The organism is Candidatus Eisenbacteria bacterium (assembly GCA_035712145.1).
Taxonomy (GTDB): Bacteria; Eisenbacteria; RBG-16-71-46; order RBG-16-71-46; family RBG-16-71-46; genus DASTBI01.
The window spans coordinates 1-26,529 of the sequence record DASTBI010000115.1; the positions used below are offsets into that span (position 1 = coordinate 1).

The following is a 26,529-nucleotide window of genomic DNA, read 5'->3' on the forward strand; positions in this document are numbered from 1 at the left end:
GCACGGGCAGCGAAGAATGAGAATCCGAGCATCGTGAGCGAGAGGCATAGCGCCACTCGTCGTGCCCGGAGGAGATCGAACCAGCCCTGGAGTGAATGGCTCGGCATCGGGCGGCACAGTATGCGACCCATCGCCGCCCGGCAACGATGCGCCGAGCCCGTGCGCTTCACCGTCCGATCTCGCATTCGTTCGTGCTAGTCTCCCGCTGTTCTCGATCGGCTTCCGCTTCTCCCCAGGTGGAAAGGAAGGTCATGCCCGTCCGCGTTCGCCGTCTCGCGCTCACGCTGCTCGTGACCGCCGGGTTGCTGGCCGCATCCGGCATAGCACTCGCACAGGATTCGACCGTCGTGCGCGGCACGATTCCCATGTCCGACCAGCCGGACGTCGCCTACGTCAAGGCCAAGCACTTCTTTCCTCTGTGGCAGGACAAGCTGACGACTGATCAGTTCCGCAAGCTCCCGCCGGCCTACGGCATCATGGCGATCACCAACTGGCTGCAGTCGGATTGGGAGTTCAAGAGCGCGTCGATCGCCCTGGGGGGCTCCAACCCGATCAGTCTCGATGCTGCCGAAGACGCCACCATGCAGCTCGAGATCACGACCACCGGCCTCAAGGGAGACATCTGGGTGCTGCCGTTTCTCGACGTGATGGCGACGTACGGGGATGTCGAGGTCTCCGCTGAGCTGGGACTGCGTGACATCCCGCTCGATTTCGATCCAGGCAGCGGCTTCACCAATGGCGACGCCATCATCCCGATGGAGTTCGACGGCACCTTCTACGGCGTCGGTATCGTGCCCGCGTACGGGTACCGGCACTTCTATTTCGCCGCCGACATGTCCTGGGTCAAGACCAAGCTGTCGGGGAGCGCCGAGCTCGACGCCAGCGGATTCGTGACGTTCACGGCCGCGCCCAAGGTGGGTTACAACGCCGGAATGTCGCAGCTCTACATCGGCGCGCGCTACGTGTCGAAGAACGAGAACTACACCGGCACCGTCACGCTTCCGAGCGGCAACCCGCTGCGCTTCGACGTGGAGATCACAACGGCATCGTGGGCGCCCAACGTCGGCATGCGCACCATCATTCAGAACCATTGGGAAATCATCATGGAGATGGCCGGCGGCCCCCGAGAACAGATGACCTTCGGCGTGGGGTATCGGTGGTGAGCGCCTCGATGGTCCGGCTCTCTGCTCTCGCGGTCCTCGTTGCGGCGTCCTTGTCGCTTCACGCCTGCGCCAGCATTCCGGGGGACACGGGCGAAGAGCAGGCGATCGAGATCGACAGCCTGGTGACGAAGACCTTGGCGGATCTGGAGAAGCAGGATCCCACGACCAAGGATGCGATCGCGCAGTCCGCGGGCTACGTGATCATGAACAACAAGCTCACCAAGATCCCGCTGATCGGGGTCGGCGCCGGTTATGGCGTCGGCATCAACCAGAAGAGCGGCGAGAGGACCTACCTCAAGATGCGGCGTCTCGACCTCGGCATGGGGTGGGGCGCCCGGGCGGTCCGGCCGGTGCTGATCTTCGAGGACGAGAAGAAGTATCTGGAGTACATCGACGGCAACTTCGACGCCTCGCTGGGCGCGGAGGCATCCGCCAAGGCCGGCGAAAAGGGCGCCGCAGGCGGAGGCGCCACCGAGAATACGAAGGAAGGCTACAAGTCCTACCTGATCACCGACACTGGAGTGTCCGCCACGGCCTCGCTGGCGTTCATGCGGGTGAAGAGGATGAAGCTGAAATCGTGAGCTAGCGCGGCGCCGGCCGGTATTCGATGCGGATCCCGAGCAGCCGCATGTCGCTCGCCGGCTGGAAGTAGATGCCCGATTGCGGGCCGCTGAGCGCGACGCCATCCGACTCGCCAAAGCTGAACCCATCGTACGAGCCCGCGATCGACCAATCCGGGGTGAACGAGTAGCCCACCTCGAGGTAGGGCGTCACGCTCTGCCCGGGCTCGAGCGGCGGATTTTCCGAGAAGCCGAGCTCATCGAAGTGCGCATCCTCGTGCGTGGACAGCGTGAACTTGATCCCCGCCGCGGCCTGCCACGGCATCTCTCTGGAATAGCGATGCTCGGCGCCGAGACGCATGGAGACGATCCGATAGTCTTCGACTTGATCCGAGCCGAGATCCCGGCTCCAGAAGTCGAGATCGAGCGCGGTCGTGACCGCAAACTGGGGGGCGAAGTCGATGGCCAGCCGGCCCTGCTGAGTGTTTCCGGTGTAGCGCGTCGTGGACGACACTGGAACGGTCGGTTCGTAGAGCAGGCTGCCTTGGTATTCCACGTCGCCGAAGAAGAACCGTCCCTGGTAGCCGATCGAGACCCCATTGGGGAGCGGCGTCGACAATCCGAGGCGAAGCACCGCGAGCATGCCGCGCTCTTCCACCTCGAGCGGCGCGGTATCCTCGGTCCAGGCGAAGTGCTCGAAGCCTCCGCCGATGTTCCATTCCGCTCGCGCGCTCGAAAGCGGGGATGTCAGGCCGAGGAGAAGGACGGAGACACGAACCCACGAGAGACGCCTGGAATGCCTGGACAGGCTCATGCACCAAGGATCGGCTGCCGGTCGGCCCTGACGCAAGGATGCCCGGGAGCGAAGCACCGGGATTTACCTCACCTGGACGCTCGACCCCGGCACGTCCGCGCGCGGGATGGCGCGGCCCCCGAGGTGCCTGGCCAGGAACTCTTCGACTCGCGCCGAGTAGTCTCTCTGGTTCTCGATCCGGGAGAAACCGTGGCCTTCATCGGGATAGACCAGGAACGTCACCTCCCGTTTGCGATCGCGCAGCACTTTGACGATTCGCTCGGAGGCCTCGAGCTTGCAGCGCGGATCGTTGGCGCCGTGGGCGACGAGCAGCGGCGCGGTGATGGCATCGGCGTGATAGAGAGGTGACAGCCGGCGATTGAGCGCCCTGTCGGCGATCACCTCGCCCATGCGATTGAGCCAGCGCCGGCGTCGCGCCTCCCAGTAGGAGGGGAATCCGCTGATCAGGTGCGCGAGATCCGAGGGACCGACGAAGTCGACGCCGCAGCGGAACCGCTCCGGGGCGAAGGCCAGGGCGCACAGCGCGGCATAGCCGCCGAACGATCCGCCCATGATCGCCATTCGCGTGGAATCGGCGACTCCCTGGCGCGCCACCCACTGAGCGGCATCCACGATGTCGCCCAGCACCTTGCCGTCACCGAACTCGTGATCGCCGGCATTCAGCCAGTCGACGCCGAAGCCCGTGGAGCCACGGAACTGAGGCAGCAGGACCGCATAACCGCGATTCGCGAGCCACTGGACGTCGGGCATGTAGCCCCATTCGTCGCGATACCACGGCCCGCCATGCGGAACGACGACCATGGGCAGATGCTTCGCCGCGACGCCTTTCGGCTTCGCCAGGTAGCAGGGAATCTTCCTGCCGTCGCGGGCCGTGGCGTAGAAGCCTTCGATCGGCACCAACGGAAGCCTGGCGATCGGCGGGTTGGCTTCGAACAGCGGCGTGAGTCGCCGTGTGCGGCGATCGTAGAGCTCGAAGAGGCTGGAGCCGGTGTCCCGCTCCCAGCACACGACCCAGCGACGATCCAGCGTGTCGGTGGAGAGGATCTCGAAGACGCCGCCATGGCGCGAGCCGAGCAACCGGAGATCGGGCGCCACCGAGGAGTCGACCGCGAACCAGGACGGCTTGAGCTCGTTGATGGCGGCGGCGAGGGGACGGCCGTTCCGCGGATCGAGGAGCACCGTGCAATAGCCCTCCGAGCCGGTGAACTTGCCCTGGTTCCAGAGATCCGCCTGAGGGTGATGCGGGACCACGACGCGCTCTCTGGACGTTCCTAGCTCGCTCTCCACGATGCGGCTGGTGTTGGTGCCGATGCCGTTCTGCAGGTAGACCGCGTTGCCGTCCTGGCGAAATCCGATGATGCGCCGGTCGCGGTCCATGCCGGCCACCTTGAAGGGCCAGCGCTGGTGCTCCTTCCAGGTGGTATCGCCACGGTCGCGGTAGAGGATCCGTGTGTCGCTCGTCTTCGGATCGAGCGCCACCGCCGCCCGCACCTGAAAATCCGGGTCCATCGTCCACGTGACGATGTCGCCGGGATTGCGGGTATCGAAGCGGGCCTCGCCGGTCGTCAGGTTCACGCGCCACAGATCGAAGACGCGGGGATCGCGGCGGTTGAGCGCGACCAGCACCTCGTTCGGATGGCGCGGGTGGGTGAAGAACTCCTCGGCCCGCACCTTGGGAAACGGCGTGAGGTCGCGCATCTGCTTCGTGCGTGTGTCGAGCGCCCACAGGTGCCAGTTCTCGTCGCCTTCGCGCTGGCGCAGGGTCAGCAGCGTGTAGCCGTTGCCCGCCCATTCCACGAAGTCGAATCCGTCGCGCTCGTCGAGGAACGAGATGGTGTCACGGCTGCCCAGCGTGACCACTCGTGGCCGCAGCGCGCCCCACGGCGCTCGCTCGAGCCAGACGATCCGCGAGCCGTCGGAGGAGAGCGTCGGCATGATCCGCTCCGGCTCGCCGAACAGCGCCTCGCGAGGGATGAGCGGAGGGAGCTGGCTCTGCGCGCCGGTGGAATGGAACGCCAGAAGAATGCCGAGGAGGACCGGCAGCGTCGCCAAGCCCCTCACGAATCGGACGCAGCGCAGCATCTCGGGAACTTACACCAAGAAGCGCCCGTCCCTGGCAGCGTTCCCCGCGCTCGCATCCTGCAAGCGCGAGGACGCCGCCTCGATCGGAAGGGCCGCACATCGCGCACCCGTTCCGAAACCAACCTCTAGCCGTGGCCTCGAATGTTGCGGCGGGCCCGGTCGATCTTCGTATCGAGGCTGTCCAGCATCACGGAGAAGCCGGCCTTTACGTCTTCCCACTTCTCTTTGCCGGCTTCCTGGAGCCGATCGAATCGGACCTCGAGCGAGTCCTTCTCCACCTCGAGCTTCGCGATCTGGTCCCGCGTGGCCCCGCTGACCTTGTCCCCCAAGGTCGTGGCCTCGCTCTTCAACGAGTCGAGGCGCGCTCTCGTGGCGTCGAGTTTCGCCTTCATTTCGCTCTCGCTCGCAATACGCACCGCGACTTCCGTCGAATCCTCGTCGGTCTGGGCCGTGTGGGTCCTGACCTGGCATCCCGCCAGGACGAGAACTGCCGCCATCCAGACGAGGAATCGCGTCATACCGGGCGCCTGCCTTGAATGACCCGGATCAGGATCGCGGCGACCGCGAGCAGAAGCAGGAGATGGATCAGTCCTCCGACCGTGTATGAGGTCATCAGTCCGACGGCCCAGAGAAGAAGCAACACGACTGCGATCGTCCACAACATGGGAATCCTCCTGTCGATTTTTCACCCGAGATCGGGATGACCGCAGCTTGCGTGCCACCGAGGGCCGCGCGTCGTTGAGGCGTTGCGAGAGAGGGGCTTCGAGGAATTGAACGAGTGCCCGAGGAATCGCCCCGATGTCACGAAGGGAACAAATTCTTGTAGCCCCTACACGGCGCCGGCTCTTTTCCCTGGAATTACATGAGGCTCTTGTCAATAATGCCGTCCTCAAGTCGGCGTGGATCATTTGGGTTGGGGAGCCTGAAGGATTCGCGCATCGAAGGGCCCGGCAATCCCACATGCCGTCGCCCCCGGAAATGGACTTCCAACCTGGACGAACAACCTCGACCGGGGGCTTGTCGTCCTGAGACAAGGCCGTTCTCTCCAAAGCCCGGCCGTTACAGACAACCAAGCCGCAAGGATCGCCCCTCCGTGGATCACGGCACGGCGTGGGCGCTAGGGAATCCTTATGCGATTTTTCGCCCTGTTGGTGGCAGTTCTGGTCCTTCCTGTCGTCTTTCCCAATTCAGCTCGTACCGCCAAGGCGGCGAGCGCGATCGTTCGGTGGCACGCCACCGGCGACGACAGTCTTGTCGGACGAGCGACGATGTACGACCTCCGCTACAGCACGTCGCCGATCACGGTGACGAACTTTCCGTCTGCGAGCGGCGTGGGAGGGGTTCCGCCCCCCGCGCCGGCAGGCACCTACGAGAGTTTCATGGTCACCGGACTCCAGGCGGGAGTGACGTACTACTTCGCCATCAAAGCCCGCGACGAGGCCGGCAACTGGTCCAAGATCTCCAACGTCGTGTCGAAGGTGGCCACGACGACACTCGATGCCGCCGACCAGGTGGCGGTGTTGTCCTTCTCGCAGCCTCGGCCCAATCCGGCGCGGTCCGGCTCCTTGTTCGTGATGCAGCTACCCGCTGCGGCCAATGTGCTGGTCGAGGCGTTCGACGTCGCGGGCAGACGGGTTCGCACGTTGGCGGATCAGCAGTACGCAGCCGGCGAACATCCAGTCCGCTGGGATCTCTACGACCATCAAGGCAGGCGAGTGTCGCCCGGGATGTACAAGGTGCGCGCCCGTCTTGGCTCCACGACCTTTACCCGGAACGTGGTGATCATCTGAGGATTTTTGGGTAGGTAAAACTTCCCTAGCTGAAAAAAAGAACGAGTCTCGACGAGGTGAATGTGGATAACTTCGACGTGGTTTCAATGACTTGCGTGGTTTTGGCAGCTGGCATGGCCGCTGCTCTTGGGATGGTTAGAGTCAGGGAAGCAGTGGTGCGGGTAGTGCTCGTGGCGGGAGCACGACGGCCTTCGAGCGAGGCGAATCAAAGCCGTCGTCGTGAACGCCGCACCCAACGCTCATGGCAACCCGGCAGGTAGCCCTAGCGAGAGCGGTCATACATCAGAGGTCGCCAGAGCCAGCAACGCCTGCACATCGCGGGCCGCTTTCGCCAGGAAGCGGCCCGTCACCTTTTTCCGGTGCTGGCTTGCCTTCGCGCAACGTCGACAGCGGGCGTGCTCTTCACAGGTTGCCCCAGGACTCCGGTCTGAGCCCCAGCTTGCGCATCTTCTTGTAGAGGTGGCTGCGTTCGAGTCCCAGCCGGCTCGCGGCCTGAGTCATGTTCCCCTCCGTGGACTCGAGCGCCGCTTCGATCTCCTTCTTCTCGAACTCCTGGACCGCCTCGGCCAGGCGCCGGCCGCCCGCCGGAACGGGCGTGCGATCGCTCGAAGGCGCCGTGGCGTGCAGCACGCCGCGAATCTGCTCGGCCCCGATCGTCGATCCGGGGTGGAGCATGAGCAGGCGCTCGACCACGTTGTGGAGCTCGCGCACGTTGCCGGGGAATGAATAGCGGGCGAGCTGCTCGATCGCCGGCGGCGCGAATCGCGGAACGCGAATGCCGGTCTCCTTCGCGAAGCGGGCCGCGAAATGCTCGACCAGCGGCGCGATGTCTTCGGCCCGCTCGCGAAGCGGCGGCACGAGGATGGTGAGACCCGCCAGCCGGTAGTAGAGATCCTCGCGGAACTGCTCGGCCGCGATCCGCTGGCGAAGATCGCGATTGGTGGCCGCGACCACCGCGACGTCGACCGCGATCAAGCGGTTGCCGCCGACGCGTGTCACTTCCTTCTCCTGGAGGACCCGCAGCAGCTTGGCCTGTCCGCGCAGGCTCAGGTCGGCCACCTCGTCGAGGAAGAGGGTCCCTCCGTGAGCCTCCTCGAACCGGCCGCGGCGTGCCTGGGTCGCGCCCGTGAAGGCGCCCCGCTCGTGGCCGAACATCTCCGACTCGAACAGATCCTCGGGGATCGCCGAGCAGTTCACCGCGACGAATGGACGCGCCCGCCTCGGACCCGCGGCATGGATGGCTCGCGCCACCAGCTCCTTGCCGGTCCCGTGCTCGCCTTCGATCAGCACGCGGGCGACCGGGTTCCGCCCGGCCGCCTCGATCATCTGCTCCACGCTTCGCAGTGCTGAGGAGCGGCCGACGAGCGGGAGCGCCCACGGGCGGCGGAGCCGTCGATTCTCGGCCTCGAGATCCTGGGTCGCGGTGGCATTGCGAAGCACCACCAGCAGCCGCTCGAGCGAGATCGGTTTCTCCATGAAGTCGAAGGCGCCGCGTCGCGTGGCTTCGACCGCCACATCGATGGTCGCGTGGCCCGACATCACCACCACCACGGTCTCGGGCGTGTGAGCCGCGATCTCGGCCAGCAGATCGAGCCCGCTGCCGTCCGGCAGCAGCACGTCGAGCAGCACCACGTCGCGCGATTCGCGCAGCCGCTCGCGCGCTTCCGCGAGCGTGCCGGCGACATCGGCGTGATAGCCCTCGCGCCCGAGGGCCCCCTGCAGGCTGCTCCGGATGTTGGCTTCATCATCCACGATCAGAAGCGATGACATGCTCAGCTCCCAGGCCTTCGAGGAAGGAAGATGCGAAACGTCGTGCCACCGCCTCCCGCGGCTTCGGCCACGACGGTTCCGCCATGGTCGTGGACGATCCGCTCGACGATGGTGAGTCCCAGTCCGCTGCCCGAGGTCTTGGTCGTGAATCCGGGCACGAACAGGTGGGCCCGCTGCTCCGCGCTCAGGCCGGGACCCGTGTCGCTCACCGTGATCTCCACGCCGCCATCCCGGGCAGCCGCCGCCAGCGTGACGCGTCCATCGCCGTCGATCGCCTCGAGGCCGTTCTTCACCAGGTTGACCAGCGCCTGCCTGAGCTGGGCCGCGTCGGCCGCCAGCGCGCCGTCGAGCTGCGCGCGATCGATGAGCAGCCGGCCTTCGGAGGCCTCGCGCGAATAGAGCGCCTCGAGATCCGCGAACAGATCGGCGACGTCACACGGCGCGAACACCGGCGCCGGAAAACGGCCGAGCTCGGAGAACTCCTCGAGCAGCCGCTTGAGCGCGTGCACCTCTTCGCCCACCGTGCGCACCGCCTGGTCGAGCACTTGCGGAAAGTCGGGACGCTTCTGCTCGTAGCTGCGCTTGAGGTCGGAGATGGAGATCGCGATCGGCGTGAGCGGGTTCTTGATCTCGTGCGCCACTTTCCGGGCCATCTGGCTCCAGGCCGCGTGCCGCTCGCCGATCACGAGCTGCTCGCGATAGCGGCGCAGATCACCGCGCATGCGCTCGAGCGCGGCCACCAGGGTCTGCAGCTCGCCCACGCTCTTCAGGGCGAGCGGCTCTTCCCACTCGCCTCTCGACAGGCGGTCGGCAAAGGCCGCCAGCGTCACCACCGGGCGCGACACCTGGGACGACCACATCACGCCGAGGACGACCGCGATGATGACTCCGAGCAGACCGAGGAGCGCAGCGGTGAGCTGGAGCGTGATGATCGTCCGATCCCCGGCGGCCGCCGGCACGAGACCGATCACCGAGATGGACGAGCCACTCCCCAGATCCAGCGGAAAGCTGCGCGCCAGGTAGGGCTGGCCCGCCACCGTGAGCCGGGACATCACACCGAGGACGTCCGAAGGCCGATCGGGCGATCCCCCGAGCGTCGAGGCCACGACGCGGTCGCCCTCACGGAGCACCAGATCCACGCCGCGCGTCTGCCTGAGGCGCCGGAGGAACGTCGAGTCGAGCGCGAGCCCTCCACGCAGCAGACCCGCGTGCTCGCCCTGATAGAGGATCGGCGCCGCACCCGACATCGACAAGCCGCGCTCCAGGCTGTCGGGCGCCGCACCGGAGCGCGCCTCGCTGCCGGTGACGACGGCGCCTGCCGTGTCCGACACGGCGAGGAAGTCGAGCCCGAGGAGGAAGCGCTTCTCCTCGAGATAACGGCGGAGCTCCTGGCGCTCGTCACCGACCAGATAGAGCCGTTTGAGCGTGACGTCGCGCGCCAGGATTCGCAGCTTCTGCGCGACCTCCTCGGCCTGGACCTCGAGCTCCGACTGCAGCCCGCCGAGTGCCACGTCGAGCCGCTCGCCGGCCTCGGTTCTCATCATGCGCTCCACCCGGAACGAGAGCAGGAAGATGGCGAGCGCGAGCGGAAGCAAGGCGATGAATGCGGAGCCCAGGATGAGCCGAGAGCGGAGCGACTTCATGGCGTGCGCTCGCGGAGCCTGCACTCGAGCGCGTTCACCAGCGCATCGGGGTCGAGCGAGGTGAGGTAGGGCCGAAGCTCCGGTGAGCTGACGACGGGGCAGCGGAGCAGGAAAAGCGACTGGATGCGGGTCGATGCTTCCGTCGAGTCGAGCGAAGCGACGTATCGATCGACGTAGGCGAGCCGAACCCGACGCGCCGTCGGCGGTGCGAAGCGGTCGAGGAATCGCTGCATCTCACGCCAGCCCGGCATGGCGACATCCACCTCGTACCGCACTCGGCCCAGATAACCACCAACGGGATTCCAGGAAACCAGATCACCGCGGAACAACTCGCGGTTCAGCCGGACGAGTGCCGAATCGGCGCCGACCGGAATGGAATCGTCGACGGCCGCCACCATTCCCCGCGAGCGCATCCCATACAGGTGGCTCTGCCAGCGCGACTGCTCTCGCATGTGACGCGACAGCTCGCCCGGCCAGAAGACCGCGACGTCCAGCTCGCCGCGTTCGAGCGCGATCTCCTCATCGTCGGCGTCGTCGAAGAACCGGGCGACCAACGTGTCGGGCCAAGGCGCTCTCAGCTCGACGGCGGGGTCACGCACCCATCGTGCGGATCGCGCGGTGGAATCCGCGGCGTGGTAAGCGCCGGGCGGAAGCACGAGGCCGACTCGCGCGCACGCGAACAGGAGGTTCGATCTCGCCGCGCTCGGATACCCGACCCGAAGCAGCGCACGGGAGGCAAGCTGCGAGCGCTCGGCGACGAGAACCTCGATGCGGCCGAGATCCTTCGGCTTCACCTTCGTCAACGAGCCGGTCTGGATCATCACTTCAGCGAGCTCGCCGTGGAGCGTGCCGGTGACCAATCCGTGCGCGAGGTCGTCCTTGCGGTAGCGGAACGTGACGCGGTCTCCGGAGCGAAGCGCCAGAGAATCCCGCAAGGCGAGATACACATGCCGCTCACGAACGAGCACCACCTTGACGGGCGCGGAGCCGGAGTCACCCCGCCCGGCCAGTGGAATCCCGATCCATGCGAACAGGCTCAAGGCGGCGGCCGGCAGGAGCCGGCTCAGGACCGAGCCGGTCTCCATCAGGCAACGCTCGTGGGATCGGATGGGCGGTGTTCCTCCTGCGACTCGCCGGGAAGCGTCGGGCGTGGGCGACCGCGTGTCAAGTTTGACACGAAAGACCGGTCGCGGCTCGAGGCCACCGTGAGGCAAGTCGCTGCTATCCATGCGAGTCGCTGCAGGGCATGGGACTTGTGATGAGGACCGACCGTGAAGCGGCGACTGGAAGGGTCGCCGCGGCGGACCTGGCCCGTGGGAGAGCCCTTCGCCAGGCGACGGCGGCGGCGCCGGCATCTCGCCGCTCGTCGCAAACCGCCGCCGGTGATGGGGAGAAGCAGATGAGCAACGAATTCGAAAAGGTGTCTCGCGTGGGACGGGGCGCGCTGGCGCTCGCCGGTGGTTTGGCGCTGGCGCTGGTTGGATGCGGAGGCGACCAGAAGGTGAGCGAGCGAGCGGACGCGCCATTGCGGGTGCCGGTCGAGCAGACGGCGACGGTCGCCGCCATGAGCGATGTTCCGTCCGCGGCGCATGAGGAGGCCGAGGTCGTGCCCGCGGCGGACTCGCTGCCGCCGGAGATCGCGGTCGACGTCATGGACCACACCGTCGAGCCCGGAGAGGCCATCGAGATCACGGCGCTTGGCTCGCCGGACGTCCGCGACGTCATCCTGACCGATGGGTTCGGCCGTTCGACGGCGTTCGTCTACGACATTCCTGCCAAGGCCTGGAAGGTCTGGTACCGCGTGCCCATGAAGCACGAGGCGGAGCGGCTCGGTCTGTCCGTGACGGCCAAGAACGACGGCAACCGCTGGCGCCGGGTGTGGCTGTTCCTCGAGGTCGCTCATCCCACCGTTTCGACGGCGACCACCGGAGCGCCGCAGGACTCGACCCGCTGAGCAAGGAAGGACGTGACGGCCGAGGCTCCGGCGGTTCGACACGCCGGAGCTTCGCCGTGCGTCTTCAGGCGATCCTTCCCGAGCAAAGTTCTGGACAAGTCATCGAGCCTTGCCCCAGCATTATTGCAGCGCTGCCGAAAACCATGAGGTGCCGTCCTCGGTTTCGCGGCATCTACATTTCGTGGGACTCATGGGCTTCCGCAGACTCGCATCACTCTACCGACGGCACTTTCGCGATCATCGTCGCGAAAGGATGTTCCTCGCCTCGATCAGCTTCTTCGTCACCTTCGGCGTAACTCGCTGGCTCACGCACGCCTACCGCAACCACGAGGACCCGCTCCAGGTCCACATCGGGGGCGTCCACGTCCATCACCTGGTGTGGGGAATCCTCCTCCTGATCGTGGTCGGCTACATGTGGCTGATCCAGGTCGGAACCAATCACCAGGCGGTGCGGATGGGACGGATCACGTCGATTCTCTGGGGGGTGGGCGCCGCCCTCACACTCGACGAGTTCGCGCTGTGGCTCAATCTCGAGGACGTCTACTGGGAGCGGGAAGGCCGCGCGAGCGTGGACGTCACGCTGATGTACGGCGCGCTGGTCTCCGCCGGCCTGTGGGGAGGCCCGTTCCTTCGCGCGCTCGGGCGCCAGGGGCTGCGCATCCTGGGCTGGTCCTCCAAGCTCCGGGTGCGTCGCCGCCGACCGGTCGAGCCGGAAGTGGGGGAGCTGGCGGAAGAGACCGCGGTCGCCGCGGTCGAGACTAGTGCGACCAGCGGAACACGGCCTGACGGGCCCCGCTGACGGTCGAGCCGCCTTGCGGCTTCGTGCTCGCTTCGAAGCTCGCGTTCACCGTGTACTCGCCGGGCGGAGCGGCATAGCGCTCGCCCGAGGCCGAGTAGAGCGTTCCGTCGAACTGGAGCTCGCTCTGAACGCTCTTGTGTGAGGCCAGCTCGCGGCAGCAGTAGTCGGCGCACGCCGGCATCACCCGAGGATCCCGGAGGTACACGGAGCGACCGTCGGGCCCCCGAATGTCGAGACCGATCACCGTGCCGGCGCACGGCACCGAGTGGTAGACGCTGGCCCGCCCATCGTTGAAGGCTTCGGCATCGACGGTGACGGGCTGGGTCGGCGATCCCGAGCTGTTGCTGAACTGGATCACCACGTGGACTCCGGTCTGGTCGACCGGTCCGGTGGTCCTGACCGCGCAAGCCCAGTAGTCGACACCGAGGATGACCGAGACGAACGCAAAGGCGAGCTTCATGGCAGGGCTCCAACCAGGCGCTAAGTCTACGGGGAGCCCCCGGCCTCGGTGAACCTCATTCTGGTTCGATCCCTGAAGAAATGACCTCGCCGCGCGTTGGGCGTCTCACTTTTTTGTGACGCTGCGAATCGTGCGGGGTTAAGAATGATGGCGGATGGACGGTGGACGGCGGCTGCCGTCGCGCTGGTCCTCCGCCCGGCGCCGGTGAACGCCCAGGCCGTTTCCCGTGGCGCGCGGGGCAGCTCCCCCAACAGCCGAGTCCGGGCGGCCATGAGGTCCGCATGCATCGCTTCGGAAACGCCGCAAGCCTTCGACAGGCTCCTTTGTTCGCCGCGCTTCTCTTGGGCTTGGCCGTCTGTGTCTCGAGCCCGCCGGCGAGCGCGGAGCCACCGCCGACGTTCGAGCTCGAATGGTCCACGACACCGTACGGCAGCGCGCTGTCCATTCCCACCGGCATCACCGTCGACAACGAGGGGAACGTGACGGTCAGCGAGCGCTCGCCACAACTCATCATGTCCTTCACCCCAACCGGGACGTTTCGGACAGCCTGGGAGGTGCCTGGGTCCGGCACCTGCTTCCCCCAGCCATTGGGACTGGATGTGGATGGAAGTGGGAACACCTGGATCACCGACTTCGCTTGTAGTCGTATCGCGAAGTTCGACCCGAATCATGCGTTCGTCGGAGCTCTCACCGGTTTCTCTCGGCCCGGTGGAGTCGCGGTCGGGCCGGATGGCAGCGTGTACGTGGCGGACACCTTCAATCACCGGATCCGGAAGTTCATGAACGACGCATTCGTCCTGGGCTGGGGAAGCATGGGATCCGACCCTGGGCAATTCAACACCCCCTGGGACGTCGCGACGGACGCTGCCGGCAACGTGTACGTGCTGGACTCCTTCAACCAGCGGGTCCAGGTGTTCAACAGCTCAGGGGTGCTGCTCAGGATGTTCGGCGAGGCCGGATTCGGGGTCGACCATCTCATCCAGCCGATGGGTCTGGCCGTGGATGCCACGTTGAATGTCTACGTCGCCGATACGGGAAACAATCAGATCGTGAAGTTCGGACCCACCGGCGAGCGGCTGGCGGTCTGGGGTGGCTATGGCTTCAGCCCCGGCCAGATGATCGCGCCCAACGACGTGACGGTCGACGCCGCCGGGCACGTGTACGTCGTGGACAGCGGCAACAGGAGGATCCAGAGGTTCGCGGCGCCGCTCGTCGCGGGTCTGCACGTCGAGCCGCGCACGCTCAACGTTCGATCCGGAGGCCGCTGGGTGACCGCTTACATCGAGCCGCCAGCGCCTTATCTCCCGGCGGACATCAGCATCGAGTCGCTGACCCTCAATGGCGTGTCGGTCGATGTGGCCGCCCCGGTCGGCACCGACGATCTCGACGGTGACGGCATCGCCGAGCTCGTCGTGCGCTTCTCGAGGGAAGCCCTCGTCGCCACCGCACCGGGGGGAGCCACGGAGATGACCCTGAGACTCGCGGGTACGGTGTCGGGGTCGAACTTCACCGGCGAGGACATCGTCAAAGTCGTGGGCAACGGCGACATCCTGACCTGGGACCCGGGATTGGGATCGGCGCAATCGATGCCGGGAGCAGGCTCGGAGAAGCTCGAGCTGCGGGCCATCATCCCCAACCCGGTACGTGCGGGCTCGTCCATGAGCGTGGCCTTCAGCGCTCGCGCCGACGCGCCCGCCGTGCTCGAGCTCATCGACCTGTCGGGCCGACGGGTGACGCGAGCCGAGCTGAGCACCGGAGGGCAAGGATGGAGGAGCGCCAAGGTCCCGCTCGAGCGCGCGCTTCCGTCGGGTCTCTATCTGGTACGGATCACCCAGCATTCACAGGTGGCCACGGCTAAGCTCGCAGTGATCGATTAGCCGCGCGGCGTCAGGCGGGCGTGGTGGGCTTTGGAGGTTCCTCGGCGAGCAGCGTTTTCATGGTGGCCAGCGTCCGAGGGTCCCACCAGTCCACCTCGCCCGCCTGGGCGACGGCGATGCGGCCCGAGCGGTCGAGCACGTAGGTATAGGGGATGCTCGGGCACGGAAGCGCCCGGCGCAGCTCGCCCGGGCCGTCCAGCAGCACGGGAAGTCGCAGGCGCTGGCGGGCCACGTAGCGAGCCACCGAGGGAAAGGGATCGCTGCACGCGATCACCACGCGCAGGCCCTCGAGCGAGGGCTCGCGCCGCAAGGAGTCGAGATCCCGGGCCTGCTCGCGTGAGTGGCGCTCCCAGGGCGCCCAGTAGTGGATGAGCAGCACTTCCTCTCCCGCGTGCAAGCGGTGCATGCCCGCGGGGACCGCGGGCAGCACGACGTCGAAGGCGGCTTTCGTGCGCTCGGCATCGGGGCGCGCGATCAATGGGCGAGGGGCGTCGCCGGGGCGGGCGACGGTGAACAGCTCGGCGCGCCACACCCACATCGCCAGCCCCACCACCGCGATCAACGGGATCGCGATGCGGGCTCTCATGACGACGCCATCGCCTCAGCGGGTTCCGGCGCTTCGGCCTTCTCCCCCCGGCGCACGGCGCGAGCCCACTGGACGAGGCTGTCCACGATCACGATCACCAGCAGGGCCATGATGATCAGGGTCATGACGCTCTGCAGCTTGGCGGGAGCGGGAGCCTGGACGAATGCCGCCCAGATCGACGGCGCTCCGGCCGCGAGCTGGGGCCGCAGGTAGTTGACGCTCAGATTGAGCCAGCCGGCGGTGAGCGTATTCACGCACATGAAGGCGAGCGGAGCGAGCGTGCACCAGGCGTAGCGGGCCTTGCCCATGTTGATCAGCACCGAGGTCCCGATGGCGAGCGCGAACGCCGCGAGCAGCTGGTTCGCCACCCCCAGCATGGGCCAGATGGTGCTCACCGTCCCGGTCCACACGAAATAGCCCCAGCCCGCGGTGGCGAGCGCGCTGAACAGCAACGCCGGCGCCAGGCCCTTCCACTGGCGTAGCGCGGGCATGACCATGCCGCCCACCTCCTGCAGCATGTAGCGAGTGACTCGCGTGCCGGTGTCGATCAGCGTGAGCACGAACATCGCCTCGAACATGATGGCGAAGTGGTACCAGAAGCCCATCAAGCCCTTGAGGAAAGGCAGCGAGGCGAAGATCTGGGCCATGCCGACGGCGAGCGAGACCGCTCCGCCCGGGCGTCCGGCGAGGCTCTCGCCGACCTGCCGTTCGAGCTCGGGGAGATTCTGCACCGCCATGCCGAGCTGCGCGAACACCTCGGGCCGCGCGTTGATCGCGAAGTAGTCCGACGGATGGAGCGCGCAGGCGGCGATCAGGGCCATGACCCCGACGAAGCCTTCGAGCACCATCGCGCCGTAGGAGATGGGGAGGATGTGGCGCTCGCGGTCGATCATCTTGGGCGTGGTTCCCGAGGCGATGAGGGAATGGAACCCCGAGATCGCGCCGCAGGCGATGGTGATGAAGACGAAGGGAAAGAGCGTTCCCGGAAAGACCGGGCCGCCGCCATGGATGAACGGGGTGAAGGCGGGCATCTGCAGGCGCGGATTCACCACGATCACGCCGAGCGCCAGCAGGACGACCGCTCCGATCTTCATGAAGCTCGAGAGGTAGTCGCGCGGGCACAAGAGGAGCCACACCGGGAGCACCGAGGCGATGAAGCCGTAGGCCATGATCCCGATCGCGATGCCGTGTTGCGGGTACACGAACCAGCCGCGGAACGGAGCATTCTGCACCCACGCGCCCGCGGCCACCGAGCCCAGCAACAGCACGACGCCGATCGCCGTGACGGTACGCACCGAGCCTGGGCGGATCTTGTAGGACCAGATCCCCATGCCGAGCGCGATCGGAATGGTGAGGACGATGCTGACCACGCCCCAGGCGCTGTCGCGCAGCGCGTTGGTCACCACCAGCGCCATGGCCGCGAGCGCCACCACCATGACGAACACGATCGCCACCGCGGTCGCCGCGCCGGTGAGCGGGCTCACCTCCTCGCGCGCGATGTTGGCCAGCGAGCGGCCGCCGCGCCGCACCGACGCCATGAGGATGACGAAGTCGTGCACCCCGCCCGCCAGCACCGAGCCGACCAGGAGCCACAGGAACCCCGGGAAGTAGCCGAACTGCGCGGCGAGCACCGGTCCGATCAGCGGCCCCGCGCCGGCGATCGCCGCGAAGTGGTGCCCGAACAGGACCACCGGGTGGGTGGGCACGAAGTCATGGCCGTCCCGATGGGTGTGGGCCGGGGTGCGGCGCAAGTCATCGAGCGTGGCCACTTTGGCGGCCAGGAACGCCCCGTACGTGCGGTAGGCGATCACAGCGACCAGGGCCGAGACGACGACCAGGTAGAGAGCGGGCATCCAGACTCCGGATCAAGGGAACGGACGAAGCGCCGATAGTGTATGAGGGCGGCGCGATCGTCCACAACGCCGCCGAGGGAGGGAGCTTGAGAGCTGGCTTCATTCTCATCTGCTTGGCGATCACGGGTTGCGCGAGCGCGCGCGTTCCGGTCGCGCTCAGGACCGAGGCCGACGCGCGTCCCGTGGAGGGCGAGACCCGAATCTTCCTGCTGAGCGAAACCTCGGTGCCCATGGGCGCCCGCGGCTTCGGCCAGTTCACCGGCGACTCGTTCGTGGTCTATCGGCCGGTCGAGCAGCAGGGAGGAGCGAGCGCTTACCGCCGGGACGTCTACCGGGTGGGACGGTCGGGAATCCAGGTCGGTGGCTACACGCTCACCGACGGCCGTCACCTGCGCTTCAACGGCACCGTGCGGCGGGAAGGTGATCGGCTGGTCTTCCACCGGATCCAGTCGGCGCGCAGCATGGAGAAGGTCGAGCCGACGACCGAGGTGTCCCTCGCGATGAGCGAGGTCCGGGCGGTGGATGCATTGCTTCCCGACGCGGGCAAGACCGTGATCATGATCAGCGGGGTCATGCTGATCATCCTCACCGCCCTCGGCCTCGCCTTCAAATCGGCGATGAGCGAGCCGCTGTTCTGAGCCTTAGCTCGCGCGCTTGAGCTTGCTGCGGATCCGGCGCTCGTTGGGCGGCGCTCCGCTGGGGGCGCCACCCTTTGTGGCGTAGTCTAGCGCCTTCACCGGCTCGACAACGGCAGGCCGAGTGGCGTGCGAGCATCCTGGAGGAGGCTGCTGATCATGAATGCCACGCCCCGAGTGATCCTGGTGACGGCCTGGCTGCTTCTCGCCGGCTGTGCGACCGGCAAAGATCGCATCGCGTTCCGGAGCGAGGAAGGCTCGAGACCACTGGTCGGAGAGAACCGGATCTTTCTGCTCCCGGAGTCTCATGTGCCGGACGGCGCCAGGGGTTGGGGAGAGTTCGTGGGCGATACGCTGGTGGTCTACCGGCCTGCGCCCGAGATCGGAACCGAGCGCGCCTACTACGAGCGCAAGAGCTATCCGCTGCGCACCTCAGGGATTTCGATCGGGAGCTACACCCTCCGCGACGGTCGACAGGTGTCTTTCAAAGGAACAATGCACCGATCCGATGACCGCGTGATCTTTCGCAGCACGCCATCCCGAGGTATGGAGAAGAAAGCGACTTCGCAGGAGGTCGCGTTTGCCATCCACGAGGTCCGATCGGTGGACCTCGTGACGGCGGAGGCGGCCACGGGCAACATGGCGATCGCTCTACTGATCATGGGGGCGATCGCGACGGCCGCGGTTGTTTTGACAGTGCTTGGCGCCGGTTTCTGGATGCTCTGAAGCTCAGCTCGCGCGCTTGAGCTTGCTGCGGATCCGGCGCTCGTTGGGCGGCGCTCCGCTCGCGGCCGCCTCGCCGGTGACGTCCTCGCCGTCCGACTCCCCGCAGTAGGGGCAGAAGGTCCACTTGGGATCCATGCGGCGGCGGCAATGCCGGCAGTGCTCGCCGACGTACTCCCCGCAGCTCGGGCAGTAGTCGAATTCCTGGGCGAGCACGTCATTGCACGAGGGGCACATCTTCACGCCGGTCTCGGCGAGATAGACCACGCGCGTCACTTCCTCGAGCGTGGTCTTTCCGCTCAGCACCTTTTGCAGCCCGTCCTCGCCGATGGTCCGCATGCCGGCTTCGACGGCGGCCTGCCGGATCGCGCTGTCGGGCGCGGACGCGGAGACCAGGCCGCGCACGGTGTCGTCGACGTGCAGCACCTCGAAGATGCCGGTCCGGCCGTGGTAACCCGTCTGGCGACAGTGGGAGCAGCCGCGGCCGCGCGTCAGCGTGACCGAGCCTTCGGCGATCTCGCGGACGCCGAGCCGGCTCAGGTTGGAGGCGTTGACCTCGTAGGCCTCCTTGCAGCGCGGGCACAGCGTGCGGACCAGGCGCATGCTGACCACGCCGATCAGGGAAGAAGCCACCATGAAGGGCTCGAGGCCGAGATCGATGAGCCGCGTGACCGCGCTGGCCGCGTCGTTGGTGTGCACCGTCGTGAGCACCAGATGGCCGGTCACCGAGGCGCGGAAGGCGATCTGCGCGGTCTCTTTGTCGCGGATCTCGCCGACCATGATCACGTCCGGATCCTGCCGCAGGATGGCGCGCAGCGCGATGGGGAAGGACTTCTTGGCTTTTTCGTCGACCTGGACCTGATTGATCCCCGCGATCTGGAACTCCACCGGATCCTCGACCGTCACGATGTTCTTGGTCTCGTGCTGGATGTGGCGCAACGCCGCATAGAGCAGGGTGCTCTTGCCCGACCCCGTCGGCCCGGTGACGAGCAGGATGCCTTGCGGCCGATCGAGGAATCGCTTCACGTTCGTCTCGTCGTCGGCGAGGAAGCCGATGTCGCCGAGATCCATGCCGGCCTGCTTCTGGTCGACCACTCGAATCACGACCTTCTCGCCGTGCGTGGTCGGCAGCGTCGACACGCGCATGTCCACGCGATGGCCGCGGATCTCGACCACCAGACGGCCGTCCTGGGGCTGGCGCTTCTCGGCGATGTCGAGATTCGAGAGCACCTTGATGCGGGACACGATCGCCCCCTGGGTCCATTTGGGGAGCTTCTGGATTTCGTGCAGCAGTCCGTCGATCCGGAAGCGCACCAGCAGGTGGCGATCCTGCGGCTCGATATGGATGTCGCTGGCGCGCTCCTCGGCGGAGCGGTGCAGCAGCCAGTTGGTGAGCCGCACGATCGGGCGGCCTTCGGCTTCGCGGATCAGCTCGTCGATCGCCTCGGCCCGGTCGACATCGCGGATGGTGGCGATCTCGACGTCCTCTTCGGCGCTGATGATGTTGTTGATGACCTCGTTCATCGAGCGATCGATGTGGTAATAGCGCTCGATCGACTCGGCGATCGCCGAAGGCATGGCCAGCACCGGCTGGATGAACATGCCGCTGTGGAAGCGCAGGTCCTCGAGCGCCGCCACGTTGAGCGGATCGGCCATCGCCACGACCAGCGTGGAGCGGCCTTCGACCCGGATCGGCAGCGCCGCGTACTTCCGCGCCAGCTCCTCGCGGATCAGCGTGAGCGCCTGCTCGTCGGCGGATTCTTCGTTGAGGTCGAGGAGCGGAAGGCCGAGCTGCTCCTGCAGAGTCTTCATCAGCGTGGCTTCGGCGAGGATTCCGAGCCGCACCAGCGTGGCGCCGAGCAGCTCACCCGAGCGGCGCTGCTCCGCGATCGCGTCGGTCAAATCCTGCGGCGTGATGACGTTGGCCTCGATCAGCATGTCGCCGAGGCGCTTGTGAGGCTTGGCCATGGGCACTCCCAGTGGGGACTCCGGAGTTATCGGCCGGAGGCGCGCGCCGATCCAGGGCGGTTTCGATCGCGCGGGGGGGCTTCTTGTGGGGCTCGAAGCGGCCGTGCTAGCGTGCGGCTGTGTCCGACTCGACCTCCGCTCCCGGCGCCACGGAGGTCCCGCCGCCGGCAGAGTCCGCGGAAGACCTCCATTCCATTCTGGCCACGCTGGCCGATCGCCCGACCTCGTCCCGCTTCAACGACCTGGTGCGGGCCGCGAGCCGTCATGCCCGCGAGCTGGTGCGCTGCGAGGTCGCGCGCATCTGGGTGCTGCGGCGCGGAGGCCGCCGCCTGGTGGCGCGCGACTTTCCGGAAAGCGAGCAGGCGAAGCCCATCGAGCACCGGCTGGCCTCGCATGAAGGCCTGGCCGGGTGGGTGGTGTCGCGCGGACGTGCCGTGCGGCTCGGATCCGGCGAGCTGCCGCCGGGATTCCTGGGGGAGCCCCCGCGGTTCCGCTCGGCGGTGGTCGTGCCGCTCAGACGCCGCGGCGAAGCCTTCGCCGCGCTCGAGTGCATCGACCGCCGCGACGGCCTGCCGTTCGACGATGACGACCTGGAGCGGCTGGAAGAGGAGGCCCACCATCTGTCGGTGGCGCTCGACAACGCGCTGCTCACCGTCGAGCTCGAGCGCAAGGCGCTCGAGAAGGACGTGCTCTTCGAGGTCACGAAGGTCCTTTCGGCCACGCTCGACATCGACGAGGTGTTCGAGGCCATCTTCCGGTCGCTTCGCCAGGTGGTGCCTTACGACGCCGCGGCCATCTACCTCGTCAATCCCAAGACGCTGGCGCTCGAGCAGGTGAGCGACGTCGGCTACCCCGAAGGATCGGACGAAGCGTTCCATCTCGGCGTGGGCGTGGGTCTCGTGGGGTGGGTGGCCAAGACCGGCGAGGCGGTCATCGTTCCCGACGTGAGGCACGATGCGCGCTACGTCGCCGCGCGGCCGGCGACGCGCAGCGAGCTCGCCGCCCCGCTCATGGTCGAAGGCCGCACCATCGGCGTCTTCAACCTCGAGAACGACCTCGAGGACTTCTTCCACGAGAACCATCTCGAGCTGCTCACGGCCTTCGCCTCCCACGCGGCGGTGGCCATCGAGCGCGCACGGCTGACCCGCGAGCTGCTCGAGCGCCGTCGCCTCGAGAAGGAGCTGGCGATCGCGCGCGACATCCAGCTCTCGTTCCTGCCCAAGCGGGCGCCGCAGATCCCGGGCTTCGAGCTGGCAGGGGCGGCCCTGCCCCACACCGAGGTGGGGGGCGACTACTACGACTTCATCCCGGTGTCCGACTCACGGCTCGGGCTCGCGATCGCCGACGTGTCGGGCAAGGGGATCCCGGCGGGGTTGCTGATGGCGGGGTTCCGCATGAGCCTGCTCGCGGAGATCCGCAATGACTTCGCGATCCGCGCCGTGATGCGCAAGGTGAACACGCTGCTGCACGAGAGCATCGAGCGCGACAAGTTCGTCACCGCCTTCTATGGCGTGCTCGATTACAAGAACCGCGTCCTGATCTTCTCCAATGCCGGCCACAATCCGCCGATCCTGGCGCGGGCCGATGGCACGATCGAGCAGCTGGTGGAAGGCGGTGTGGCGCTGGGCGTGCTGCCGGACGCGGTCTACGAGGAGCGTCCGATCGCCGTCCACCCCGGCGATGTGCTGCTGCTCTACACCGACGGCGCTACGGAAGCCGAGTCCCCGAGCGGCGAGCAGTTCGGGCAGTGGCGTCTCGAGCAGCTGGTCTCGAGCTTGCGTGAGCGGTCGGCCGCCGAGATCCTCGAGGCGGTGGTCGACGAAGTGCTCGAGTGGGTGGGGGAGCGCGGGCAGAACGACGACCTCACGCTGATGGTCGTGAAGGGCAAGCTCGACTAGGCGTTCAGTCGAGACGCTGGAGCATCCGCGCCGCCGTCAACACCTGAGAGGCGTGTCCGCGGATCCGCACCTTCCCCCAGGCCGCCGTGATCAGGCCTTGCTTGTCGATCAGCAAGGTCGATCGCCGGAAGAGCTCGATCCCCCAATCGCCGACCTTGAACTTTCGCATGAGGTCCAGCGCGTTTCCGGCTTTGCGCTCCGGGTCCGACAGCAGCCGGTAGGGCAGCTCGAGCCGCTCCGACCACTTCGCATGGCTCTCGAGCGAGTCGGTGCTCACCCCCGCCACCTCGACGCCGGAGGCGACGTAGTCCGGATAGGCCTCGCGAAACTCGCGAAGCTCCCGCAGTCAGCCCGGGGTGCCGTTCAAGAGGTAGAAGAACAGCACGAGCGGACCCTGACCCACGTATTGGCGGAAGTTGAACTCGGAGCCGTCGCTCGCGGGAAGCGTCAAATCCGGGACCGGACGATCGATCAGATCCTGCAGGGGATGCCTGAACACTTCGCGATTATGGTGGGGTCAAGAGAGACACGGCAAATGTCACGAGCTGCGAGGCTTGACCCTCTCCGAGTCAGCCGATAGTCTGCCGCGAGCGAAGTTGAACCACGTCTGGAGCGGCTGAAATGCACGTCGGTGTCGAATCCATCGCGTCTCTTTCGGTGTGTGTCATGAGCCTGGTGGCGCACGAGTGCGCTCATGGCGGCATGGCGCTGGCGCTTGGAGATCCGACCGCACGCGATCAGGGGAGTCTGACCGCCAATCCGCGGCCACATCTCGATCTCTGGGGCTCGATCGTGGTGCCGCTCGCGCTCATCGCGACCGCTTCGCCGCTGCTCTTCGCCTGGGCGAAGTCAGCACCGGTGGATCATGCGAGGCTTCGCCATCCGCGCCGTGACACGCTCCGCGTCGCGGCCGCCGGGCCGCTCGCCAACCTGTTGCTCGCCATCGGATTCGCCGCGGTGGCTCGCCTGCTGCCGGAAGGAGGCTTGTGGGACTTCGCGCGGGCCATGATGGTGGCGGGGGTGGCCTGGAACTGCGCGCTGGCTCTCTTCAATCTGATTCCGATCCCGCCGCTCGACGGCGCCTTCTGCCTCAAGCACTTTCTGAAGCTCCGCCACATCATCGCGCTCCATCACTTTCGTCGCTTCGCGCTCGCGCTGACGGTGGCGATCGCCGCGCTGCCGCCTTCGCGCTGGCTGTTCGAGGCCTCGCTTCACGGGGCGGTCGGGATGTGTTTTCGCCTCTTCGGCCTGACTCCGGACGGAATGCGACATTGAGCGCTTCCGCGCCGCCGCGCCCGTTCCCGCGCCGCATCCTCTCGGGGATGAGACCGACTGGCAGGCTCCATCTCGGCAACTATGTCGGGGCGCTCGAGAACTGGGTGCGCCTGCAGGACGAAGGCTGGACCAACTTCCACATGGTGGCGGACTGGCACATGCTCACCACCGGCTACGAGGCCACGGCCCGTCTGCAGGCGGACATCGACGACATGGTGGTGGACTGGCTCGGCGCCGGTCTCGACCCCAAGCGCAGCGTGATCTTCATCCAGTCGGACGTGAAGGAGCACGCCGAGCTCCATCTGCTGTTCTCGATGCTGGTGAGCAAGGCGCGCCTCGAGCGGATCCCGACTCTCAAGGAGCAGATCCGCGACCTGCATCTCGACGAGGCGACCATCTCCTACGGTCATCTCGGCTACTCGGTCCTCCAGGCCGCCGACATCCTGCTCTACCAGGCCACGCACGTGCCGGTGGGGGAGGACCAGGTGCCTCACGTCGAGCTGACGCGCGAGATCGCGCGACGCTTCAACCATGTCTATTGCCGTGATCGCTCGCCGGTGTTCCCCGAGCCCGATGCCATGCTCACGCCCTTCGCGCGGCTGCGGGGCGTGGATGGCGGGCGCATGAGCAAGTCGGTCGGCAACACCATCATGCTCGCCGACTCTCCCGACGCGATCGCCGCCAAGGTGAAGCAGGCCTACACCGACCCCAAGAAGATCCGCGCCAACGATCCCGGAAGGCCAGAGCCCGACCTCAGCGAGCTCGACGCGGACGGGCGACCGGTTCATCCGGGATGCGTGGTGTTCGAATACCATCGCAAGTTCAATCCCACCGGGGCCGACGAGGTGGGCCGCCTGTGTCGCGCGGGAGAGCTGGCCTGCGTGCCCAACAAGAGGAACCTCTCGAAGATCCTGGCCGATGCGCTGGCGCCCATCCGCGAGCGGCGCGAGCGCTGGGCCCGGGATCCCGACGCGGTGCGCGACGTGATCGCCGACGGCAATCGCCGGGCCCGCGAAGTGGCCACGGCCACGCTCGAGGAGGTGCGCGCGGCCATGGGACTCAAGCGCGGGGCCGAGGTGCGATCGTGAGCGAGCGCGAGACGCCTGCCGCGGCGGAGACTCCGCAGACGCCGGAAGCGGCGCAGGAAACCGCGGCCGCAACCGCGCCGCCGATGGCGGCTCCGGGTCCTCCGGCGGGACTGCCGGTGCGCGTCCGCGGGAGCGCGCCGGTGGTGGTCAAGCTCGAGCGGTTCGAGGGGCCTCTCGATCTGCTGCTCCATCTCATCAAGCGGGACGAGATCGACATCTACGACATCCCGATCGCTCGCATCACCCAGCAGTACCTGGCTTACCTGGAGCTGATGCGGGCGCTCGACCTCGAAGTCGCCGGCGAGTTCCTGGTCATGGCCGCCACGCTGATGCGGATCAAGGCCAAGATGCTGCTTCCCGCGCCGCGCGCGGACGAGGAAGAGGACGAAGGCGATCCGCGCGAGGAGCTGGTGCAGCGGCTGCTCGAGTACCGGCAGTACAAGGAGGCCGCCTCGACGCTGCGATTGCGCGAGGACGAGCGGCGCCTGTTGTACGAGCGCGGGCTGCTGCCGTCCGAGGAAGACGCCGGTCCTCTGCCGCTGGCCCCGGCGTCGTTGTTCGACCTCATGGACGCCTTCCACCGCGTGATCGCGCGAATACCCGAGCCGGCCGTCTACGAAGTGCGGACCGAGGTGTTCGACGTCGAGGAGAAGATGTCCGAGATCGCGCGAGCGGTCGCCGAGGACGGGACCGTGATGTTCTCGGCGCTGCTCCTGCGCTGCCGCGCCCGCGCGGAGATGGTCGTGACGTTCGTCGCCTTGCTCGAGCTCATCAAGCTCGGGCAGGTGACGGTGATCCAGACCGAGGCGTTCGACGACATCACGATCGTGCACCGCGACCCTGAAGGGAGTCCGCCCCATGCCACCGTCGAATCTCAAAGCGGCGCTTGAGGCGCTGCTGTTCTCGTCCGACGAGCCGCTGTCGCTCTCGCTGCTCGCCGAGTCGCTCGACGCCGCCTCCGAAGACGTCGCCCGCGAGCTCCTCGAGCTGGATGCCGACTATCGCGTTCGCGGTGCCGGCGTGGAGCTGCGCGAGATCGCGGGCGGCCATCTGCTGGTCACCGCCCCCGAGCATGCCGAGTGGGTGGGACGGCTGCTGCGCGGCCGCAAGCGCGTGCGTCTGTCGCGGGCCGCGCTCGAGACCATGGCGATCGTGGCGTACAAGCAGCCGGTGACGAAGGCCGAGGTCGAGGCCATTCGCGGCGTGGACTCGAGCGCCGTGCTGGCCACGCTGCTCGAGCGCAATCTGATCACGATTCGCGGGCGATCGAAGGTGGTGGGCCGGCCGCTCCTCTACGGCAGCACCTCCGAGTTCCTCGACTACTTCGGTCTCAAGGATCTCACCGAGCTGCCGCGGCCCGAGGAGCTGCGAGCGCTCGTGGCGGCCCGCGAGCCGGAGCAGATGGACATGATCGAGCTGCAAGTGCCCGCCGATCTCGCCGAGACGCTGCCCGAAGGCGCGGCGACCGTTGACGCGAGCGACGAGGGTGAGATGGCGGAGGAAGCCGAGGAATTCGATGAGCCCTCGGCCGATGAGTCCGAAGAGTCCGAGCCGGCCGAGCAGGAAAAAGTCTGAGCGGCATCCGTCTCAA

Annotated in this window: 26 protein-coding genes; 13 read left to right on the forward strand and 13 right to left on the reverse strand. The window is 67.0% G+C overall.

Annotated features, from left to right (window positions below):
* Positions 1-251 precede the first annotated feature (251 nt).
* Together VFQ05_06780 and VFQ05_06785 are read left to right on the forward strand one after the other, a co-directional pair.
* Positions 252-1,163 (forward strand): hypothetical protein, encoded by a 912-nt coding sequence (locus VFQ05_06780; GenBank protein HET9326455.1) that lies wholly within the window; start codon positions 252-254, stop codon positions 1,161-1,163.
* A gap of 8 nt (positions 1,164-1,171) precedes the next feature.
* Positions 1,172-1,744, forward strand: coding sequence for a hypothetical protein (locus VFQ05_06785; protein ID HET9326456.1), 573 nt, complete (start codon positions 1,172-1,174; stop codon positions 1,742-1,744).
* Between the two features lies 1 nt (position 1,745).
* Here the strand turns inward: VFQ05_06785 and VFQ05_06790 are convergent, their stop codons facing one another.
* The 4 genes from VFQ05_06790 to VFQ05_06805 form a co-directional block, all read right to left on the reverse strand.
* Positions 1,746-2,537, reverse strand: a complete 792-nt coding sequence (locus VFQ05_06790; protein ID HET9326457.1) for a hypothetical protein — start codon at positions 2,535-2,537, stop codon at positions 1,746-1,748.
* 63 nt (positions 2,538-2,600) lie between these two features.
* Entirely contained in the window at positions 2,601-4,619 is a 2,019-nt protein-coding gene (locus VFQ05_06795) for a prolyl oligopeptidase family serine peptidase (GenBank protein ID HET9326458.1), read from the reverse strand.
* Positions 4,620-4,744: 125 nt separating this feature from the next.
* Complete coding sequence (locus VFQ05_06800; protein HET9326459.1) at positions 4,745-5,137, reverse strand: hypothetical protein; 393 nt, start codon at positions 5,135-5,137, stop codon at positions 4,745-4,747.
* Positions 5,134-5,283: a lmo0937 family membrane protein gene (locus VFQ05_06805; GenBank protein HET9326460.1), complete on the reverse strand. Its 150-nt coding sequence runs from the start codon at positions 5,281-5,283 to the stop codon at positions 5,134-5,136. Before VFQ05_06805 ends, VFQ05_06800 begins: the two co-directional genes overlap by 4 nt.
* Positions 5,284-5,887: 604 nt before the next feature.
* On the opposite strand from VFQ05_06805, the gene VFQ05_06810 reads away from it, so the two are divergent.
* On the forward strand, positions 5,888-6,409 hold the full coding sequence (locus VFQ05_06810; GenBank protein ID HET9326461.1) for a FlgD immunoglobulin-like domain containing protein: 522 nt from the start codon (positions 5,888-5,890) through the stop codon (positions 6,407-6,409).
* 402 nt (positions 6,410-6,811) lie between these two features.
* Here VFQ05_06810 and VFQ05_06815 read toward each other — a convergent pair whose 3' ends face one another.
* Genes VFQ05_06815 through VFQ05_06825 form a run of 3 tightly spaced genes read right to left on the reverse strand, consistent with a single transcriptional unit; the run spans position 6,812 to position 10,907 of the window.
* On the reverse strand, positions 6,812-8,179 hold the full coding sequence (locus tag VFQ05_06815; GenBank protein ID HET9326462.1) for a sigma-54 dependent transcriptional regulator: 1,368 nt from the start codon (positions 8,177-8,179) through the stop codon (positions 6,812-6,814).
* Between the two features lie 2 nt (positions 8,180-8,181).
* Complete coding sequence (locus VFQ05_06820; GenBank protein HET9326463.1) at positions 8,182-9,822, reverse strand: ATP-binding protein; 1,641 nt, start codon at positions 9,820-9,822, stop codon at positions 8,182-8,184.
* Entirely contained in the window at positions 9,819-10,907 is a 1,089-nt protein-coding gene (locus VFQ05_06825; GenBank protein HET9326464.1) for a hypothetical protein, read from the reverse strand. The genes VFQ05_06820 and VFQ05_06825 overlap by 4 nt, the downstream gene beginning before the upstream one ends.
* 314 nt (positions 10,908-11,221) lie before the next feature.
* Between VFQ05_06825 and VFQ05_06830 the strand changes: the two genes are divergently transcribed.
* On the forward strand, positions 11,222-11,776 hold the full coding sequence (locus VFQ05_06830) for a hypothetical protein (protein ID HET9326465.1): 555 nt from the start codon (positions 11,222-11,224) through the stop codon (positions 11,774-11,776).
* 253 nt (positions 11,777-12,029) lie between these two features.
* On the forward strand, positions 12,030-12,575 hold the full coding sequence (locus VFQ05_06835) for a hypothetical protein (GenBank protein HET9326466.1): 546 nt from the start codon (positions 12,030-12,032) through the stop codon (positions 12,573-12,575).
* Here VFQ05_06835 and VFQ05_06840 read toward each other — a convergent pair.
* The gene (locus VFQ05_06840; protein ID HET9326467.1) at positions 12,535-13,035 is read right to left on the reverse strand and encodes a hypothetical protein; all 501 of its coding nucleotides are present in this window, start codon (positions 13,033-13,035) and stop codon (positions 12,535-12,537) included. The genes VFQ05_06835 and VFQ05_06840 overlap by 41 nt on opposite strands.
* A 281-nt stretch (positions 13,036-13,316) precedes the next feature.
* Here VFQ05_06840 and VFQ05_06845 point away from each other — a divergent pair, with 281 nt between their 5' ends.
* A complete protein-coding gene (locus VFQ05_06845) occupies positions 13,317-14,912 on the forward strand; it encodes a T9SS type A sorting domain-containing protein (GenBank protein HET9326468.1) in 1,596 nt (531 codons plus the stop codon).
* A gap of 10 nt (positions 14,913-14,922) precedes the next feature.
* On the opposite strand, the gene VFQ05_06850 is transcribed toward VFQ05_06845, so the two are convergent.
* Complete coding sequence (locus tag VFQ05_06850) at positions 14,923-15,498, reverse strand: TlpA disulfide reductase family protein (GenBank protein HET9326469.1); 576 nt, start codon at positions 15,496-15,498, stop codon at positions 14,923-14,925.
* Entirely contained in the window at positions 15,495-17,351 is a 1,857-nt protein-coding gene (locus tag VFQ05_06855; protein ID HET9326470.1) for a carbon starvation protein A, read from the reverse strand. The genes VFQ05_06850 and VFQ05_06855 overlap by 4 nt, the downstream gene beginning before the upstream one ends.
* A gap of 86 nt (positions 17,352-17,437) precedes the next feature.
* Between VFQ05_06855 and VFQ05_06860 the strand changes: the two genes are divergently transcribed.
* Both VFQ05_06860 and VFQ05_06865 read left to right on the forward strand, forming a co-directional pair.
* Positions 17,438-17,989 carry a hypothetical protein gene (locus VFQ05_06860; protein ID HET9326471.1) on the forward strand — a complete coding sequence of 184 codons (552 nt, stop codon included), beginning with the start codon at positions 17,438-17,440 and terminating at the stop codon, positions 17,987-17,989.
* A 156-nt stretch (positions 17,990-18,145) separates the two neighbouring features.
* A complete protein-coding gene (locus tag VFQ05_06865) occupies positions 18,146-18,712 on the forward strand; it encodes a hypothetical protein (protein ID HET9326472.1) in 567 nt (188 codons plus the stop codon).
* A 3-nt stretch (positions 18,713-18,715) separates the two neighbouring features.
* Here VFQ05_06865 and VFQ05_06870 read toward each other — a convergent pair whose 3' ends face one another.
* Complete coding sequence (locus tag VFQ05_06870) at positions 18,716-20,677, reverse strand: ATPase, T2SS/T4P/T4SS family (GenBank protein HET9326473.1); 1,962 nt, start codon at positions 20,675-20,677, stop codon at positions 18,716-18,718.
* Between the two features lie 119 nt (positions 20,678-20,796).
* On the opposite strand from VFQ05_06870, the gene VFQ05_06875 reads away from it, so the two are divergent.
* Positions 20,797-22,575, forward strand: a complete 1,779-nt coding sequence (locus tag VFQ05_06875) for a SpoIIE family protein phosphatase (protein HET9326474.1) — start codon at positions 20,797-20,799, stop codon at positions 22,573-22,575.
* Between the two features lie 4 nt (positions 22,576-22,579).
* On the opposite strand, the gene VFQ05_06880 is transcribed toward VFQ05_06875, so the two are convergent.
* The gene (locus tag VFQ05_06880; protein ID HET9326475.1) at positions 22,580-22,921 is read right to left on the reverse strand and encodes a peroxiredoxin; all 342 of its coding nucleotides are present in this window, start codon (positions 22,919-22,921) and stop codon (positions 22,580-22,582) included.
* Positions 22,922-23,074, reverse strand: a complete 153-nt coding sequence (locus VFQ05_06885; protein ID HET9326476.1) for a hypothetical protein — start codon at positions 23,072-23,074, stop codon at positions 22,922-22,924.
* 167 nt (positions 23,075-23,241) lie between these two features.
* Between VFQ05_06885 and VFQ05_06890 the strand changes: the two genes are divergently transcribed.
* From VFQ05_06890 to scpB, 4 genes are read left to right on the forward strand one after another with little or no spacing between them, the layout of a single operon-like run.
* Entirely contained in the window at positions 23,242-23,850 is a 609-nt protein-coding gene (locus tag VFQ05_06890) for a site-2 protease family protein (protein HET9326477.1), read from the forward strand.
* Positions 23,847-24,938 (forward strand): tryptophan--tRNA ligase, encoded by a 1,092-nt coding sequence (trpS, locus tag VFQ05_06895; GenBank protein HET9326478.1) that lies wholly within the window; start codon positions 23,847-23,849, stop codon positions 24,936-24,938. The genes VFQ05_06890 and trpS overlap by 4 nt, the downstream gene beginning before the upstream one ends.
* Entirely contained in the window at positions 24,935-25,828 is an 894-nt protein-coding gene (locus VFQ05_06900; GenBank protein ID HET9326479.1) for a segregation/condensation protein A, read from the forward strand. Before trpS ends, VFQ05_06900 begins: the two co-directional genes overlap by 4 nt.
* Positions 25,797-26,513, forward strand: a complete 717-nt coding sequence (scpB, locus tag VFQ05_06905) for an SMC-Scp complex subunit ScpB (GenBank protein HET9326480.1) — start codon at positions 25,797-25,799, stop codon at positions 26,511-26,513. The genes VFQ05_06900 and scpB overlap by 32 nt, the downstream gene beginning before the upstream one ends.
* Positions 26,514-26,529 lie beyond the last annotated feature (16 nt).

What these genes read in the sequence shown, in the direction of transcription:
- VFQ05_06815 (HET9326462.1), bottom strand. Translation starts at nt 8,179, where the DNA reads ATGTCATCGCTTCTGATCGTGGATGATGAAGCCAACATCCGGAGCAGC.
- VFQ05_06855 (HET9326470.1), bottom strand. Translation starts at nt 17,351, where the DNA reads ATGCCCGCTCTCTACCTGGTCGTCGTCTCGGCCCTGGTCGCTGTGATC.
- VFQ05_06870 (HET9326473.1), bottom strand. Translation starts at nt 20,677, where the DNA reads ATGGCCAAGCCTCACAAGCGCCTCGGCGACATGCTGATCGAGGCCAAC.
- VFQ05_06835 (HET9326466.1), top strand. Translation starts at nt 12,030, where the DNA reads ATGTTCCTCGCCTCGATCAGCTTCTTCGTCACCTTCGGCGTAACTCGC.
- VFQ05_06850 (HET9326469.1), bottom strand. Translation starts at nt 15,498, where the DNA reads ATGAGAGCCCGCATCGCGATCCCGTTGATCGCGGTGGTGGGGCTGGCG.
- VFQ05_06845 (HET9326468.1), top strand. Translation starts at nt 13,317, where the DNA reads ATGCATCGCTTCGGAAACGCCGCAAGCCTTCGACAGGCTCCTTTGTTC.
- VFQ05_06840 (HET9326467.1), bottom strand. Translation starts at nt 13,035, where the DNA reads ATGAAGCTCGCCTTTGCGTTCGTCTCGGTCATCCTCGGTGTCGACTAC.
- VFQ05_06800 (HET9326459.1), bottom strand. Translation starts at nt 5,137, where the DNA reads ATGACGCGATTCCTCGTCTGGATGGCGGCAGTTCTCGTCCTGGCGGGA.
- VFQ05_06795 (HET9326458.1), bottom strand. Translation starts at nt 4,619, where the DNA reads ATGCTGCGCTGCGTCCGATTCGTGAGGGGCTTGGCGACGCTGCCGGTC.
- VFQ05_06805 (HET9326460.1), bottom strand. Translation starts at nt 5,283, where the DNA reads ATGTTGTGGACGATCGCAGTCGTGTTGCTTCTTCTCTGGGCCGTCGGA.
- VFQ05_06780 (HET9326455.1), top strand. Translation starts at nt 252, where the DNA reads ATGCCCGTCCGCGTTCGCCGTCTCGCGCTCACGCTGCTCGTGACCGCC.
- VFQ05_06790 (HET9326457.1), bottom strand. Translation starts at nt 2,537, where the DNA reads ATGAGCCTGTCCAGGCATTCCAGGCGTCTCTCGTGGGTTCGTGTCTCC.
- scpB (HET9326480.1), top strand. Translation starts at nt 25,797, where the DNA reads ATGCCACCGTCGAATCTCAAAGCGGCGCTTGAGGCGCTGCTGTTCTCG.
- VFQ05_06865 (HET9326472.1), top strand. Translation starts at nt 18,146, where the DNA reads ATGAATGCCACGCCCCGAGTGATCCTGGTGACGGCCTGGCTGCTTCTC.
- VFQ05_06810 (HET9326461.1), top strand. Translation starts at nt 5,888, where the DNA reads ATGTACGACCTCCGCTACAGCACGTCGCCGATCACGGTGACGAACTTT.
- VFQ05_06785 (HET9326456.1), top strand. Translation starts at nt 1,172, where the DNA reads ATGGTCCGGCTCTCTGCTCTCGCGGTCCTCGTTGCGGCGTCCTTGTCG.
- VFQ05_06830 (HET9326465.1), top strand. Translation starts at nt 11,222, where the DNA reads ATGAGCAACGAATTCGAAAAGGTGTCTCGCGTGGGACGGGGCGCGCTG.
- VFQ05_06825 (HET9326464.1), bottom strand. Translation starts at nt 10,907, where the DNA reads ATGGAGACCGGCTCGGTCCTGAGCCGGCTCCTGCCGGCCGCCGCCTTG.
- VFQ05_06820 (HET9326463.1), bottom strand. Translation starts at nt 9,822, where the DNA reads ATGAAGTCGCTCCGCTCTCGGCTCATCCTGGGCTCCGCATTCATCGCC.
- VFQ05_06890 (HET9326477.1), top strand. Translation starts at nt 23,242, where the DNA reads ATGAGCCTGGTGGCGCACGAGTGCGCTCATGGCGGCATGGCGCTGGCG.